This window comes from uncultured Paracoccus sp. (assembly GCF_947487305.1).
Classification (GTDB): Bacteria; Pseudomonadota; Alphaproteobacteria; order Rhodobacterales; family Rhodobacteraceae; genus Paracoccus.
This window is the reverse complement of the sequence record NZ_CANKWH010000006.1, coordinates 1-15,778: the sequence shown is the minus strand read 5'-3', so window position 1 is coordinate 15,778 and position 15,778 is coordinate 1. Positions and strand designations below refer to the sequence as shown.

Here is a 15,778-nt window from a genome sequence, read left to right as displayed (position 1 = left end):
GATACCCACATGGCACGCTTCCACCCGCTGAAGGTGACGGATGTGCGTCGCGAAACCCGCGATGCGGTCGTCGTGACCCTTGCGCCTTCGGACGAGCATCGCGAGCTGTTCGATTTCACCCAAGGCCAGTATCTGACCTTCCGCCGCGATTTCGACGGCGAGGAATTGCGCCGTTCCTATTCCATCTGCGCCGGCAAGGACGAGGGCGCGCTGCGCGTGGGCATCAAGCGCGTCGATGGCGGGGCCTTCTCGACCTGGGCCAACGAGAACCTGCAGCCCGGCGACGAGATCGAGGCGATGCCGCCGATGGGCCGCTTCAGCACCGCGCTGGACCCAGACGCCGCCCGCACCTATCTGGGCTTCGCCGCCGGTTCGGGCATCACCCCGGTCCTGTCGATCATCAAGACGGTGCTGGCGCGCGAGCCGAAATCGCGCTTCACGCTGGTCTATGCCAACCGCCAGATCAACTCGATCATGTTCCGCGAAGAGCTGGAGGATCTGAAGAACCTCTATCTCGGCCGCTTCGCCGTCATGCATATCCTCGAGACCGAGGGGCAGGAGATCGACCTGTTCACCGGCCGGATCGATGCCGAGAAGATGGCGGGCCTGTTCAAGCACTGGATCGAGGCCGAGGGGGTGGATACCGCCTTCATCTGCGGCCCCGAGCCGATGATGCTGACCGTGGCGCAGGGCTTGCGCGATCACGGGCTGGGGGACGAGCAGATCAAGTTCGAGCTGTTCGCCAGCAGCCAGCCGGGCCGGGCCAAGGCCAAGGCCGTCTCGCGCGACGCGGTGGAACCGGGCAGCGGCACCGAGGCCACCGTCACGCTGGACGGCGCCACCCGCAATTTCCAGATGCCGCGTCAGGGAGAGACCATTCTGGACGCCGCCATCGCCAACAGCATGGACGCGCCCTATTCCTGCAAGGCCGGGGTCTGCTCGACCTGCCGCTGCAAGGTGCTGGAGGGCGAGGTCGAGATGGCGGTGAACCACGCGCTGGAAGATTACGAGGTTCGCGCCGGCTATGTGCTGAGCTGTCAGGCCTATCCGCTGAGCGAGCGGGTGGTCGTGACCTATGACGAATGACCGGCAGGGGGGGGAGACCAGCCATGACCGAGACCATGAACATCGAGGACTATCTCGCCAAGGGTGGCGTCCTGACCGCGCCGGGGAACGCCCCCGCCCGCTATCGTGGCGAGCTGATGCGGCTGATGTCGTCCTTCGTTGACAGCGAGCTGGCCGGTTCGGCGGGCTTTGCCAATGCGATCAACTTTGCCCCCGGCATCAAGGAACGCATCGCCGCCAGCCGGATCACGCTGGAAAAGGCCGACCATGCCGGCCGCGTGCTGGAGGTGATGGCCGATTTCGGAACCGACATGGCCCGCTATCAGGCGCAGCACCAATGGGATGCGCGGGTGGCGCGCGATGCCGATCTGGGCACCACGCGCCAATCGGGCGACATGCGCCTGTCGGTTCTGCACTACCCGATCACCGGCTGGACCGATGCGGTGGTGATGAACGTGCTGCAGGGTCTGGCGACCGATGTGCAGATGACCGAACTGACCCGCGTCTCCTATGGCCCCCTGGCCGAGGTCTTCCGCCAGATCGCCCCGCGCGAAAAGCGCCATGCCGAGCTGGGTCTGGAAGGGCTGGAGCGGATCGTGGCGACCGAGGCGGGCAAGCGTGAGGCGGTGAAGGCCATCGCCTATTGGCGCCCGCGCGTGGCGGCTGGTTTCGGCATGGCCCATTCGGGCCGCTTCGAGACGCTGAAGAAATTCGGCCTGCGCCATGCCACGAACGAGGATCTGCTGGCCCGCTGGCAGAACCTGACCGGCGGACATCTGGCCGCGCTTGGCCTTTGACCCGCATCTGATCCCCCAAAGAATTTCCGAGGAAAAGCCATGACAACACCGCGCCGACTTGAAAGCTATGTTGGTGGTCGCTGGACCGCCGGCGCGAAGGACGGAGTGCCTTTGCTGGATGCCGCCACCGGTCAGACCGTGGCGCTGATCGACTCGACCGGCATCGATTTCGGCGCCGCGCTGGCCTATGGCCGTGAGGTCGCGGGGCCGAAGCTGCGCGCCATGACCTTCCACGAGCGCGCGGCGATGCTGAAGGCGCTGGGGCTGGCGCTGATGGCGATGAAGGAAGAATTCTACACCGAAAGCCTGCATACCGGCGCCACGCGCGCCGATGCCTGGGTCGATATCGAGGGCGGGATCGGCACCATGCTGACCTTTGCGTCCAAGGGCCGGCGCGAATTGCCGAATGCCCGGGTCATGGTCGATGGCGATGTGGAACTGTTGTCGCGCGACAATACGTTCAGCGCCCAGCATATCCTGACGCCGCTGCAGGGCGTGGCGGTGCATATCAACGCCTTCAACTTCCCGATCTGGGGGATGCTGGAAAAGATCGCGCCGACGCTGCTCGCCGGGATGCCCTGTCTGGTGAAGCCCGCCAGCCAGACCGCCTATCTGACCGAGCTGATGGTGCGCCGCATCGTCGAGACCGGCATCCTGCCCGATGGCGCGCTGCAACTGGTCAGCGGCTCGGTGGGCGATCTGCTGGACCATGTGACGGCGCAGGACGCGGTGACCTTCACCGGCTCGGCCTGGACCGGGCGCAAGCTGAAGGCGCATCCGGCGATCATCGCCAATTCGGTGCGCTTCACCATGGAGGCCGACAGCCTGAACGCCTCGATCCTCGGTCCCGATGCCGCGCCGGGAACGCCGGAGTTTGACCTGTTCGTGAAAGAGGTCGCGCGCGAGATGACGGTGAAGGCCGGGCAGAAATGCACCGCCATCCGCCGCGCCTTCGTGCCGCGCCAGCATGCCGACGCGCTGATCGCCGCGCTTGGCGAGCGGCTGGCGAAAACCGCCGTCGGCCTGCCGGGGGACGAGGGCACGCGCATGGGGCCGCTGGCCAGCCAGGACCAGCGCGAGGAGGTGCGCGAGCGCATCCGCGAGCTGCAGGCGGTGGCCGAGATCGTCGCCGGCGATCCGGGCGCGGTGCGGCTGAGTTCCGGCGATGCCGAGGCCGGGGCCTTCCTCAATCCGGTGCTGATGTATGCGGAGAAACCCTTCAACGCCGCGCCGGTTCATGATGTCGAGGCTTTCGGGCCGGTGGCAACGGTCATGCCCTATGACGGGCTGGACGAGGCGATCGCGCTGGCGAAACTGGGCAAGGGCTCGCTGGTCTCCTCGGTCTTTACCGACGATCCGCGCGTGGCCGAGGAACTGGTTCTGGGTGTCGCGCCCTGGCATGGCCGGGTGCTGATCGGCAACCGCGCCTCGGCCAAGAGCTCGACGGGGCATGGCTCGCCGCTGGCACCGCTGGTCCATGGCGGGCCGGGCCGCGCGGGTGGTGGCGAAGAGATGGGCGGCATTCGCGGTGTGAAGCATTACATGCAGCGCAGCGCCGTTCAGGGTGCGCCGCGTCTGCTGTCAGCCGTGACCGGGCGCTGGATCGAGGGCGCCGATACCCAACAGGGCGAACATCCCTTCCGCAAGTCGCTGGCGGAACTCAGGATCGGCGACCAGCTGGTCACGGCCAGCCGGGTCATCACCAAGGACGACGTGGAACATTTCGCCCATTTCACCGGCGACACCTTCTACGCCCATATGGACGAGGCGGCGGCCAAGGCGAACCCGTTCTTCGATGACCGGGTGGCGCATGGCTACCTGATCGCCTCCTTCGCGGCGGGGCTGTTCGTCGAGCCCAATCCCGGCCCGGTGCTGGCGAATTACGGCGTCGACAACATGCGCTTCCTCACCCCGGTCTATTTCGGCGACAGCCTGCAGGTGCGGCTGACCTGCAAGGAGGTCAATCCGCGCGAGTCGGCCGAACATGGCGAGGTGCGGTGGGATTGCCGGGTGACGAACCAGAAGGACGAGGTCGTGGCGCAATATGACGTGCTGACCATCGTGGCAAAGACCTGGCCATTGGCCGGCTGACAACAGGGCAGGGGGACGCTGCCCCCCGTCCGTGCCGGACTCCCCCCGGGATATTTGCGCCAAGATGAAGCCGAAGGTCAGCGGACCGACTTGATGCCCTCGAGGATCAGCGTCGTGGCCACGTCGGCATAGTCGTCGCGGCTGATCCGGCCGCCATCCTTGAACCACATGTAGACCCAGTTCATCATCCCGAAGAGCGACATGGTGACGGGTTGCAGCAAGGGCCGTTCGCGGTCGTCGAGGTCGGGGTTGATCTCGCGCAGCACGGCGGCAAAGCGGCGGACGATGCGGCGCTCGATCTCGTGGATCTGGGCCTTCTGTTCGTCCGACAGCTGCGAGGCGGCGTTCAGCTGAACCTTGTGCTGGTTGTCGGCGCCGCGATATTGCATCAGCACGCTGCCCACCAGCACCCGCAGCCGCGCCTCGGGCGTCAGCGCCGGGTCATCGGCGGCCTCGATCGCCTCGTCCAGCTCCTGCAGATGGGTGATGATGATCGCGAAGATCAGCGCGTCCTTGCCGGGATAGTAATGGTAAAGCAGCGCCTTGGACACCTGCCCATGCGCCGCGATCTGGGCCATGGACGCTTTTTCCATGCCCTGTTCGGCGAAGACCTCGGCGGCGCTGTCCAGGATGCCGCGTCGTTTTTCCTCGAAATCGATCGCTCGTGTCCGAGCCATGAACTCTCCTTCGCGTCACCTGCCCCGGGGCAGTCTGCTGTCATTCCTTGGGGCGGTTGTCCACCACCCGCTTGGCCTTGCCCTCGGACCGCGCCACGCCATTCGGCTCGAGCACGTTGACCTTGGTCGAGACGCCGACCACGCTCTTGATGTGATGCACCAGGTCCTTCGCGGCCTTGGCCCGGGCGTCGTCGCTGGACTGATCGGGGGTGCATTCGACATGGACGGTCATGGTGTCCATGCGTCCCGCACGGGTCAGCTCGATCTGGAAATGCGGGGCGAGACCGGCGCATTTCAGGATCTGTTCCTCGATCTGGGTGGGGAAGACGTTGACGCCGCGCAGGATGATCATGTCGTCGCTGCGCCCGGTGATCTTCTCGATCCGGCGATGGGTGCGGGCGGTGCCGGGCAGGATGCGCGTCAGGTCGCGGGTGCGATAGCGCACCATCGGCAGGGCTTCCTTGGTCAGCGTGGTGAAGACCAACTCGCCCATCTCGCCATCGGGCAGCACCTCGCCGGTCTCGGGGTTGATGATCTCGGGATAGAAGTGATCCTCCCAGACATGCAGCCCGTCCTTGGTCTCGACGCATTCCTGCGCCACGCCCGGCCCCATGATCTCGGACAGGCCATAGATGTCGACCGCCTGCATGTTGAAGGCCTGCTCGATCTCTTCGCGCATGGCATTGGTCCAGGGCTCGGCCCCGAAGATGCCGACCTCCAGCGAGCTTTCGCGCGGATCGAGGCCCTGACGGTGGAACTCGTCGAGGATCGACAGCATGTAGCTGGGCGTCACCATGATGATGCGCGGCTTGAAATCGTTGATCAGCGTCACCTGCCGCTCGGTCATGCCGCCCGACATCGGCACCACGGTGCAGCCAAGGCGCTCGGCCCCGGCATGGGCGCCGAGCCCGCCGGTGAAGAGGCCATAACCATAGGCATTGTGCAGCATGTCGCCGGGCCGCCCGCCCGCCGCCCGGATCGAGCGGGCGACGAGATTGGCCCAGTTGTCGATATCGCCAGTGGTATAGCCGACCACGGTGGGCTTGCCGGTGGTCCCGGACGAGCCATGGATGCGCGCCAGTTTCGATTGAGGCACGGCGAACATGCCGAAAGGATAGCTGTCGCGCAGGTCCTGCTTCACGGTGAAGGGGAACCTGGCCAGATCGGCCAGCGTCTTCAGGTCCTCGGGGTGGATATCCGCCTCGATGAAGCGCTTGCGGTAGAAGGGCGAGTTTTCATAGGCATGTTTCAGCGATCGCTTCATCCGGTGGAATTGCAGCGCCGCGATCTCGTCGCGCGAGGCGGTTTCGATCGGGTCGAGCTCTCGGGTCTGGCGGGATGTGGGGTGCATGGAATCCTCCCTTGCAAAGATCGCGGTCCGGTCAGTCCTCGACCGGCAGATGGGTGCCCTTGACGCTGCGCGAATGGCCGCGGAATTCGGCCACGTGCACGCCGTCCTGGTTGGTCAGGCGAATGTCGTAGATGCCCGAGCGGCCGCGGCGCGACACCTCGGTCGCGGTGGCGGTCAGCCGGTCGCCGATGCGGCCCGGTTCCAGGAAGGTCACGCTGCAATGCTGCGCCACGGTCAGGGTGTTGTAGCTGTTGCAGGCAAAGGCAAAGGCGCTGTCGGCCAGCGTGAACATGTAGCCGCCATGGCAATTGCCATGGCCGTTCGACATGTCGGCGGTGATGGTCATCGACAGCGTCGCCGCGCCCGGGGCGATGTGGTCAAGGCTCATGCCAAGGCGCTGGCTGGCCGAATCGTCGTTCCACATGGCGCGGGCCGAGGCCTCGGCCAGTTCCTGCGGGGTCATCTCGCGGACGGGTTTCATTGGCGCGTTTGTCATTGACCCGTGAACTCCGGCTTGCGTTTCTCGAGGAAGGCGGTGACGCCCTCGGCGTAATCGGCGCTGTGGCCGGCGCGCTGCTGGGAGTCGCGTTCCAGATCGAGCTGCTCGTCGAAACTGGTGGTCGCGGCGGCCTGGATCAGCTCCTTGGTCAGGCCCAGCCCAAGGGTCGCGCCGGCGGCCAGCCGGGCGGCAAGGGCATGGGCCTCGGTCATCAGCGCCTCGTCATCGACGGCCTTCCAGATCAGCCCCCAGTCGGCGGCAGTCTCGGCTATCAGCGGCTCGGCGGTGAGCATCAGCGCCTTGGCGCGCGGCTCGCCGATGATCCGGGGCAGGCTCCAGGTGCCGCCGGAATCGGGGACCAGCCCGATCTTCGAGAAGGCCTGGATGAATTTCGCCGAGCGCGCTGCCAGCACGATGTCGCAGACCAACGCCATGTTCGCCCCGGCCCCCGCCGCCACGCCGTTCACCGCGCAGATGACCGGCTTCGACAGTGAGCGGATCATCCGCATGTTGGGATTGTAGAACCGTTCCAGCGTCGAACCCAGATCGGGCTTCGGCCCGCCCTTGCGCGGATCGCGATTGCCCAGATCCTGCCCGGCGCAGAAGCCGCGCCCGGCCCCGGTCAACAGCACCGCCCGCACGTCCTGATCGTCATGCGCCCGCTGTAGCCCTTCGCGCAAGGCAAGGTGCATCTCCTCGTCAAAGGCATTCAGCTTGTCGGGGCGGTTCAGGGTCAGCGTCAGCACGCCATCGGCAAGCGCCGACAGCACGGTCCGGGAACTGGTCATGGTCGTCCTCCTTGCCCGAAAATTGTCGGGCCCTCGCAGAAATGTGTTGCATAGACCGACCGGTCGGTCAATGATAAATGTAACGCAACGTCAGGACCGCCTTGGGGGAGGAGCGCATGACGACAATCTGCGACGGCCGCCGACCGGTCAACAGGACGAACGCGCGCTGACCCATAATCAACGCTCTGGGAGGAGCCCCATGAAAACGACCCTGACCACCACCGCCCTGTCCACGCTGCTGGCGCTTGGCCTTGCCTCGGCGGCCTCGGCCGAGATCCGCATCGGCGCCACCCTGTCGGCCACCGGCCCCGCCGCCTTCCTTGGCGATCCCGAGGCGAAGACGCTGGAGATGCTGGTCGAAGAGGCCAATGCCGCCGGTGGGCTGAATGGCGAGGAAATCGCGCTGGTCCTCTATGACGACGGCGGCGATCCGAACAAGGCGCGCACCTTCGCCACCCGTCTGGTCGAGGATGACGAGGTCGTGGCGATCATCGGCGGCTCGACCACCGGCACCACCATGTCCATCGCCTCGGTGGCCGAGGATGCCGAGATCCCGTTCATCTCGCTTGCCGGTGCCATCGAGATCATCGACCCGGTGCGCCCCTTCACCTTCAAGACCCCGCATACCGACCGCATGGCCTGCGAAAAGATCTTCGAGGACATGCAGAAGCGTCAGATCACCACCATCGGCATGATCTCGGGCACCGACGGCTTCGGTGCCTCGATGCAGGCACAGTGCAAGGACGTGGTCGGCGATTACGGCATCACCATCGCCGCGGACGAGACCTATAACCCGACCGATGCCGACATGACCGCGCAGCTGACCAAGATCAAGAATACGGCGGGCGTCCAGGCGGTGCTGAACCCGGGCTTCGGCCAGGGCCCGTCGATCGTCACCCGCAACTACAAGCAGCTGGCGATCGAGCTGCCGCTTTACCAGTCGCATGGTGTCGCCTCGGACGGCTTCATCGAGCTGGCCGGTGCCGATGCCGCCAATGGCGTGCGCCTGCCGGGCACCGCGCTGCTGGTGCCGGGCCTTCTGGCGGCGGATGACGCGCAAAAGCCGGTCGTCGATGCCTACAAGACTGCCTTCGAGGGCAAGTACAGCACCCCGGTCAGCACCTTCGGCGGCTATGCCAATGACGCCTGGCTGATCCTGTCGAACGCCATCACCACCGCGGGCGAGGCCGATCCGGCGGCGATCCGCGATGCCATCGAGGCGACCACCGGCCTGGCCGGCACCACCGGCATCTACAACATGAGCGCCGAAAACCATCTGGGTCTCGACCTCTCGGCCTTCCGCATGCTGGAAATCAAGGACGGCGGCTGGACCCTGGTCGAGTGATCCGAGCGCCCCGCGCCCCTGACGGGCGCGGGGGCTTTCACCGGGCCGCGTGACGGCCTGCCCTGCCTGCCGGAGAGCCTCATGTCCGAGCTTCTGCAATTCCTCTTCTCAGGGGTGACTGTCGGCGCGGTCTACGCGCTGGTCGCGCTTGGCTTTACCATCATCTACAACGCCTCGGATGTGGTGAACTTCGCCCAGGGCGAGTTCGTCATGCTGGGCGGGATGCTGACCTTTGCCGGTTCGGCGGCGGGGCTGCCGCTTCTGCTGGCGGCGGTGATCGCCATCCTAGCCACGGCGGCGATGGGCGTCCTCATGAACAAGCTCGCCATCGAGCCCGCGCGCGGTGCGCCGGTCGTGTCGCTGATCATCATCACCATCGGCGCCTCGATCTTCATTCGCGGCGGGACACAGCTGATCTTCGGCAAGCAGATCCACACCTATCCCTCGATCTCGGGCGACACGCCGATCCGCATCATGGGCGCGACGATCCTGCCGCAAAGCCTGTGGGTGATCCTGGGCGCGGTTCTGGTCTTCATCGGACTGTGGCTGTTCTTCACCCGCACGCTCCTGGGCCGCGCGGTGCTGGCGACCTCGAACAACCGGCTGGCGGCGCAGCTTGTGGGGATCAACACCAATTTCGTCATGACCCTCTCCTTCGCGCTGTCGGCGGGCATCGGCGCGCTGGCCGGGGTGCTGATCAGCCCGATCACCATGACCTCCTATGACGTGGGGCTTGCCTTGGCGCTGAAGGGTTTCGCCGCCGCCATGCTGGGCGGGATGGGCAATCCCAAGGGCGCCTTGGTCGGAGGGTTGTTGCTGGGGCTGATGGAGGCGCTGACGGCGGGATATCTCTCCTCGCAATACAAGGACGCGGCGGCCTTCATCATCATCCTCGCGGTCCTTTTCTTCCTGCCGCAGGGCCTTTTCGGCCGCAAATCGACCGAGCGGGTGTGACCATGAAGCTTTCCTCCAAACATGTCACCCTGCTGGTCCTGCTGGCCCTCGTGGCGATCAGCCCGATGCTGTTTCCCTCGGGCTATTACTACCGCGTCGGCGCGCTGATCTTCGTCAACGCCTTCGCCGTCACCGGCATCGTCATCCTGACCGGCTATGCCGGCCAGATCAGCCTTGGCCATGCGGGCTTTGCCGGGATCGGCGCCTATGCCTGCGCGCTGGCCCCGGTGCATCTGGGCCTGCATCCGGCGCTGGCGGCGGTGCTGGGCGCGCTGATCTCGGCGGTCCTTGCTTGGCTCGTCGGTCGCCCGATCCTGCGGCTGAAGGGCTATTACCTCGGCGTCGCCACGCTTGGTTTCGGCATCCTCGTCTCGATGGTGCTGAACAATGAACGCCAGCTGACCGGCGGTCCCGACGGGATGGAGGTGCCCGATCTGGGGCTGCGCGGGGTGCTGAAGGACTGGGGCCTTGATCTCAGCAACGGCCAGTTCTGGTATTTCTTCAGCGGCATCTGCCTGCTGATCGGGGCCTGGCTGGCGCTTAACCTCTATCACAGCCCCACGGGCCGGGCGCTTCGGGCGCTGCACGGATCGGAAATCGCCGCCCGCGTGGTCGGCGTCGATGTGGCCCGCGAAAAGCTGAAGGCCTTCGTCATCTCGGCGGTCTATGCCTCGGTCTCGGGCTCGCTGCTTGCGTTGCAGAACAAGTTCATCACCCCCGATGTCGCCGGCTTCATGCACTCGATCGAGATGGTGACGATGGCGGTTCTGGGTGGCGTCGGCTCGGTCCTTGGCGCGGTCTTCGGCACGGCGGTCCTGACGCTGCTGCCGCAGGTGCTGACCGCCTTCGGCGAATATGAACAGCTGATCCTTGGGCTGGTGATGATGCTGGTGATGATCTTCCTGCCGGCGGGCCTGCTGCCGTCGATCCTGCGCAAACTCCGGGGGGCCGAGGCATGAGCGAGCATCTTCTGTCGATCGAGGGGCTGGGCATCACCTTCGGCGGGCTGAAGGCCGTCGATGATGTCAGCTTTACCGTCCGTCCGGGCGAGATCGTCTCGGTCATCGGCCCGAACGGGGCGGGCAAGACCACGCTGTTCAACATGATCTCGGGCATCTACCTGCCGGGGCGCGGCAAGGTCATGCTGGGGGGCGAGGACGTGACCGGCCTCTCGCCGAACCTTCTGGCGCAGCGCGGCATGTCGCGGACCTTCCAGAACCTGCAGATCTTCCAGTCGATGACCGTGCTGGAAAACGCCATCGCCGGCTATCACCTGACCGAGCGCGGCTCGGTGCTGGCCGATCTTCTGAACCTGCCCGGCTCGCGCCGGCGGGCAGCGGCGGCGGCGGAGGGCGCGCGGGCGCTGCTGACCCGCGTCGGTCTGGACCGGGCGGCGGATCGCGAAGCCGGCAGCCTGTCCTATGGCGCATTGAAGCGGCTGGAAATCGCCCGGGCGCTGGCGCTGTCGCCGAAAATCCTGCTGCTCGATGAACCCGCCGCCGGCTGCAATGCCGTCGAGACCGAGGAAATCGACCACCTGATCGCCGAGGTCGCGGCGTCGGGCGTCGCGATCCTGCTGGTCGAGCATGACATGAAGATGGTCATGCGCATCTCGAACCATATCGTCGTGCTGGATCATGGCGAGAAGATCGCCGAGGGCGACCCGGCCACGATCAGCCGCGACCCGGCGGTCATCGCCGCCTACCTGGGAACCGATGCCCAAACCGCCTCAGAAACGGAGACCGCCGATGCTCAAGGTTGAAGGCTTGCGGTCGAAATACGGCCGGATCGAGGTGCTGCACGGTATCAATCTGACCGTCGATTCGGGCGAGATCGTGACCGTGGTGGGTGCCAATGGCGCGGGCAAGACCACGCTGCTGAAATGCCTCTCGGGCATCCAGCCGGTCTCGGCGGGGGCCATCCATTTCCGCGGCGAGGCGCTGACCACCGTGCCGGCCTACAAGCGCATCCATCGCGGTCTGGCGCAATCGCCCGAGGGGCGGCAGATCTTCACCAACCTGACGGTCGAGGAGAACCTGCGGCTTGGCGCCTATCAATACCGCGATGACCGGGTCGAGAAGGACATGGACGAAGCCTTCCACATGTTCCCGATCCTGCGGGAAAAGCGCAACCTGGCGGCGGGCGGGTTGTCGGGCGGTCAGCAGCAGATGCTGGCCATGGCCCGCGCGCTGATGGCACGACCGGCCTGCCTGTTGCTGGACGAGCCGTCGATGGGGCTTGCGCCGATCATCGTGCAGCAGATCTTCGATGTGGTCAGCGAGCTGAAATCGCTTGGCGTCACCGTGCTCTTGGTCGAACAGAACGCCTTTGGCGCGCTGAAGATCGCCGACCGGGGTTACGTGATGGAGACCGGCCAGATCACCATGGAGGGCCCGGCGGCCGAGCTGATCGCAGATCCGCGCATCCGCGAAGCCTATCTGGGGGTGTGACCCCCGGCTAGGGCATCACCTCGAACCGGTCCACGTCGACCATGCCGTGATCGGTGATCTTCAGATGCGGGATCACCGGCAGGGCAAGGAAGGCCATCTGCAGGAACGGCTCCTCCAGTGTGACCCCCAGCCCCAGCGCGGCGGCGCGCAGATCGCGCAACTGCTGTTCGACCACCTCGAAGGGTTCGAGGCTCATCAGCCCGGCGATCGGCAGCGCCAGTTCCGCCTGCACCTTGCCGCCCTCGGCCACGACAAAGCCGCCCTCGATCTCGGCCAGCCGCTGTGCGGCCAGCGCCATGTCGGCGTAATCGACGCCGACGGCGATGATGTTGTGGTGGTCATGGCAGACGGTGGCGGCGATGGCACCCTTGGTCATGCCGAAGCCGCGCACGAAGCCATTGGCGATATTGCCGTTCCTGCCATGGCGCTCGATCACAGTGACGCGGGCGAGGTCACGGGCCGGATCGGGGCGCTTGTCGCCGCTTTCGGGGGTGATGTCCTCGGTCAGATGCTCGGTGATGATCTTGCCGGGCAGGATGCCGATCACCGGCGTCTCGGCCCGGTTGCCGGCATAACGGAAGGACTCGGCGCTGATGGCCGGCGGTTTCACCGAATGTCGCGCCACCGGCGCAACCGTGCCGCGCGCGGCGAAGGCCGCATCATCGACCACCCGTCCGCCGGCGATCACCAGGTCCGCCCGGCACTCGGCCAGATCGCCCAGCACCACGATATCGGCGCGCTTGCCCGGCGCGATCTGGCCGCGATCCTTCAACCCGAAGGCCTCGGCAGCCGACAGGCTGGCGGCGCGATAGGCGACCAGCGGCGCGACGCCAGCCGCGATGGCGGTGCGGATCATGTAATCCAGATGCCCGTGCTCGGCGATGTCCAGCGGGTTGCGGTCATCGGTGCAGAGGCAGAGATAGGGGGAATTCCGCTCGGTCATCAGCGGGATCAGCGCGTTGAGATCCTTGCTGACCGAGCCCTCGCGGATCAGCACCCGCATCCCCTTCTGCAACTTCTCGCGCGCCTCGGCGGCGCTGGTCGCCTCGTGCTCGGTGCGGATGCCGGCGGCAAGATAGGCGTTCAGGTCGCGGCCCCGGACCAAGGGCGCATGGCCGTCGATATGGCGGCCACGAAAGGCCTCGAGCTTCGCCAGCGCGCCCGGGTCCTTGTGGATCACGCCCGGGTAATTCATGAACTCGGCCAGCCCGATCACCGCCGGATGATCCATCAGCGGGGTCAGATCGCCCACCTCCAGCCGTGCGCCCGCCGTCTCCATATTGGTCGAGGGCACGCAGGAGGAGAGCTGCACCCGGATATCCATCAGCGTATGGGCGCTGGCGTCGAGGAAATAGCAGATACCGGCGAGGCCCGCGACATTGGCAATCTCGTGGGGGTCGCAGATGGCGGTGGTGACGCCCTTGGGGCACACGCAGCGGTCAAATTCGAAGGGCGTGACGCAGGAGCTTTCGATATGCAGATGCGTGTCGATGAAGCCCGGCACGAGGATCTTGCCGCTGACGTCGATGACCTCGCGGCCCTCGTATTCCGCGCAGGTGCCGACGATGGTCGTGCCGCAGATCGCCACATCGCCCTCGAGCAGATCGCCAGTCACCAGGTCCAGCACCAGCCCGCCGCGCAGGACCAGATCGGCGGGCGCGCGGCCATGGGCCTGGTCGATCAGGTCAGGAAGGGGCGGAAGGGTCGGCATGGCGGCTCCTGCATCAGCCGGGATGACTGACCTGCGGTTGTCGGCCAAGGGGCGGGCCTTGTAAAGAGAGGCGCCGGCCACCGGGACGGCGGGCGGGGCAGTCATGCGGTGCAGGCAGGCGGGCAGGCAGGCGGCGCAGGCAGGACTGGCCGTCGCGATCAGAACTCCTGCCGATAGGTCAGGTCGATGCTGCAGGCCTTGTAGTCTTCCTGCCCGATCCCGTCATAGCGGGCCGCGAGGCGCAGCCACCCCCGGTTCGCCATGTCGTAGTCGACCCCCAGCTCGATCGCGCCGCGCCAGTTCTCACGGCGCACGTTCAGGGCGCGGGTCCGCGAATAGGTCCCCGACAGCCCGCCGCTCAGCGTCATCACCCCATTCTTGACCGCGACCGGCACCTCGAGACCCAGGCCGAATTCGGCCTCGATCATGACCAGCTGCTGCCCGGCCACGACATCACCGCGGCTGTCGCGATAGGCGTCGAGACTGTCCTTCAGATGCGACAGGTCCAGCGAGGGGATCAGCACGGAACCATTGCCGATTCCATGGCGACCCTCGACCCCGGCGGTCATGAGCCAGCGTTCGCCCTCCACATCATCCTCGGTCAGACCCGGCAGGGTGACGGTGTTGGCGGTCTGCCCCCAGAGTGCAGAGGCCGAGAAGACCAGCGGCTGATCGGTCAGCCGCCCGGCCCAATAGGGGCCGACCAGCCAGCCATCGCCTTCAAACCGGCCTATGGGTTCACGGACATCGGTCATGCTGCGGTCAAGTTGCAGCATGAGGCCCATCAGGTTGTTGGTGCCACGATAGACATGCGCCCCCAGCGTCAGGTTCACATAGTCGCTGTCGGCCCCCTCGATATCGGACCATTCGCCCTGGGCATTGACCCACCAGCCCGCCTCCGAGACATAGGCGATATCGATCGTACCGGCACCCGCCAGCATCATCGCGTCGCCGCTGCCGCCTGCGGGATCGAAGAAGCTGCGCAGCCTGGGTTGCGCGGCGATCAGCGCGCGACCGCGTGCCGTCATCCCCTGCGCCGCGACCTCGCGGGCCATTCCCGCCAGATTGGCGCGGATCGTCAGCGGCCGGACGGCAAGGCTGAGATTGCCCGCCGCATCCTCGGCCGCACCCTCGGGCAGGGCGACCGTCAGGTTCTCGCCGGTGGCGGGAGTCGCGATCCGTGCGCTGTAGCTTGCGCCCGTGCCCGACAGCGATACCACCCGGCCATTGCCGCGCAGATCGCCCGCCGCCAGTCCGCTGACCGGTTCCGAGAAGCTGATGGTGACGGCGATGGTCTCGCCCGGCACAAAGCTGTCGCCGGCATAGGCCAGTTCGGCGGTCGGCGGCGTGGTATCACCGGGCGGCAGCACCATGACCCGCAGGCTATCCGCCGGTGACGGATCGATGCCGTCATGCACCGAGAGGCTGAAGCTCAGCGCCTCTGCCGCTTCGCCCGGTTGGAGCAGGGGTGCGGTGAACTGCGCTGTGGACCGGTCGGCCCCGCTCAGCACCACCGGCGGACCACCGGTCTGGCGCCAGGCGAAAGTCAGGCTCTGGCCCGTGTCATTGGCCGAGGAGGCACCCCCATCCAGCGTGACGCCGGCACCCGAGGCGACCGTCTGATCCGGCCCGGCATCGGCCGTGGGCGGGGTGTTCGCTGGCGGGGTGACGGTGATCTGAACGGTGTCGGCAGGGGAAGCCGCGACCCCGTCATTCACAACGAGGCTGAAGGTCAGCACCTGCGGCGCATCGCCCACGGCCAGCGTGGGCGCGGTAAAGCCGGGCGTGACGCTGGTGGCATTGTTGAGCGTGACAGCCGTGCCGGCGGTCTGGGTCCAGGCATAAGTCAGGCTCTGCCCGCCATCATTCGGCGTGGAGGCGCTGCCATCCAGCGTGACGCTGGCACCCGAGGCAAGAATCTGGTCCGGCCCGGCATTGGCCGTCGGCGGGGTGTTCGCTGGCGGGGTGACGGAGATCTGAACGGTGTCGGCAGGGGAAGCCTCGACCCCGTCATTCACAACGAGGCTGAAGGTCAGCACCTGCGGCGCAT

General features: G+C 66.4%; 14 protein-coding genes. 8 read left to right on the top strand and 6 right to left on the bottom strand.

Features of this window, described 5'->3' with window-relative positions; all coding sequences use genetic code 11:
* The first annotated feature begins 9 nt into the window (after window positions 1-9).
* The 3 genes from paaE to paaZ are packed head-to-tail and all read left to right on the top strand — an operon-like array spanning window position 10 to window position 3,953.
* Window positions 10-1,086 (top strand): 1,2-phenylacetyl-CoA epoxidase subunit PaaE, encoded by a 1,077-nt coding sequence (gene paaE, locus Q1A36_RS08940; protein WP_299842337.1) that lies wholly within the window; start codon window positions 10-12, stop codon window positions 1,084-1,086.
* A gap of 23 nt (window positions 1,087-1,109) precedes the next feature.
* Window positions 1,110-1,862 carry a Phenylacetic acid catabolic protein gene (locus tag Q1A36_RS08935; RefSeq protein ID WP_299842335.1) on the top strand — a complete coding sequence of 251 codons (753 nt, stop codon included), beginning with the start codon at window positions 1,110-1,112 and terminating at the stop codon, window positions 1,860-1,862.
* Between the two features lie 39 nt (window positions 1,863-1,901).
* On the top strand, window positions 1,902-3,953 hold the full coding sequence (gene paaZ, locus Q1A36_RS08930; RefSeq protein ID WP_299842333.1) for a phenylacetic acid degradation bifunctional protein PaaZ: 2,052 nt from the start codon (window positions 1,902-1,904) through the stop codon (window positions 3,951-3,953).
* A gap of 77 nt (window positions 3,954-4,030) precedes the next feature.
* Here the strand turns inward: paaZ and Q1A36_RS08925 are convergent, their stop codons facing one another.
* The 4 genes from Q1A36_RS08925 to paaG are packed head-to-tail and all read right to left on the bottom strand — an operon-like array spanning window position 4,031 to window position 7,268.
* Window positions 4,031-4,630, bottom strand: a complete 600-nt coding sequence (locus Q1A36_RS08925; protein WP_101754595.1) for a TetR/AcrR family transcriptional regulator — start codon at window positions 4,628-4,630, stop codon at window positions 4,031-4,033.
* Window positions 4,631-4,670: 40 nt separating this feature from the next.
* Entirely contained in the window at window positions 4,671-5,981 is a 1,311-nt protein-coding gene (gene paaK, locus Q1A36_RS08920) for a phenylacetate--CoA ligase PaaK (protein WP_299842327.1), read from the bottom strand.
* A gap of 31 nt (window positions 5,982-6,012) precedes the next feature.
* Entirely contained in the window at window positions 6,013-6,477 is a 465-nt protein-coding gene (gene paaI / locus Q1A36_RS08915; protein WP_299842324.1) for a hydroxyphenylacetyl-CoA thioesterase PaaI, read from the bottom strand.
* Window positions 6,474-7,268, bottom strand: coding sequence for a 2-(1,2-epoxy-1,2-dihydrophenyl)acetyl-CoA isomerase PaaG (gene paaG / locus Q1A36_RS08910; protein WP_299842320.1), 795 nt, complete (start codon window positions 7,266-7,268; stop codon window positions 6,474-6,476). Before paaG ends, paaI begins: the two co-directional genes overlap by 4 nt.
* Window positions 7,269-7,467: 199 nt before the next feature.
* On the opposite strand from paaG, the gene Q1A36_RS08905 reads away from it, so the two are divergent.
* From Q1A36_RS08905 to Q1A36_RS08885, 5 genes are all read left to right on the top strand, one after another.
* A complete protein-coding gene (locus Q1A36_RS08905) occupies window positions 7,468-8,613 on the top strand; it encodes an ABC transporter substrate-binding protein (protein WP_299842317.1) in 1,146 nt (381 codons plus the stop codon).
* A gap of 81 nt (window positions 8,614-8,694) precedes the next feature.
* The gene (locus Q1A36_RS08900; protein ID WP_299842314.1) at window positions 8,695-9,567 is read left to right on the top strand and encodes a branched-chain amino acid ABC transporter permease; all 873 of its coding nucleotides are present in this window, start codon (window positions 8,695-8,697) and stop codon (window positions 9,565-9,567) included.
* Between the two features lie 2 nt (window positions 9,568-9,569).
* The gene (locus Q1A36_RS08895) at window positions 9,570-10,526 is read left to right on the top strand and encodes a branched-chain amino acid ABC transporter permease (RefSeq protein WP_299842311.1); all 957 of its coding nucleotides are present in this window, start codon (window positions 9,570-9,572) and stop codon (window positions 10,524-10,526) included.
* Window positions 10,523-11,329: an ABC transporter ATP-binding protein gene (locus Q1A36_RS08890; RefSeq protein ID WP_299842308.1), complete on the top strand. Its 807-nt coding sequence runs from the start codon at window positions 10,523-10,525 to the stop codon at window positions 11,327-11,329. Before Q1A36_RS08895 ends, Q1A36_RS08890 begins: the two co-directional genes overlap by 4 nt.
* Window positions 11,316-12,017, top strand: a complete 702-nt coding sequence (locus tag Q1A36_RS08885; RefSeq protein ID WP_299842305.1) for an ABC transporter ATP-binding protein — start codon at window positions 11,316-11,318, stop codon at window positions 12,015-12,017. The genes Q1A36_RS08890 and Q1A36_RS08885 overlap by 14 nt, the downstream gene beginning before the upstream one ends.
* 7 nt (window positions 12,018-12,024) lie before the next feature.
* Here Q1A36_RS08885 and ade read toward each other — a convergent pair whose 3' ends face one another.
* Both ade and Q1A36_RS08875 read right to left on the bottom strand, forming a co-directional pair.
* Window positions 12,025-13,728, bottom strand: coding sequence for an adenine deaminase (gene ade / locus Q1A36_RS08880; RefSeq protein ID WP_299842302.1), 1,704 nt, complete (start codon window positions 13,726-13,728; stop codon window positions 12,025-12,027).
* A gap of 158 nt (window positions 13,729-13,886) precedes the next feature.
* Window positions 13,887-15,778: autotransporter domain-containing protein (locus tag Q1A36_RS08875; protein ID WP_299842299.1), on the bottom strand; the 1,892-nt coding region annotated here is incomplete at its 5' end.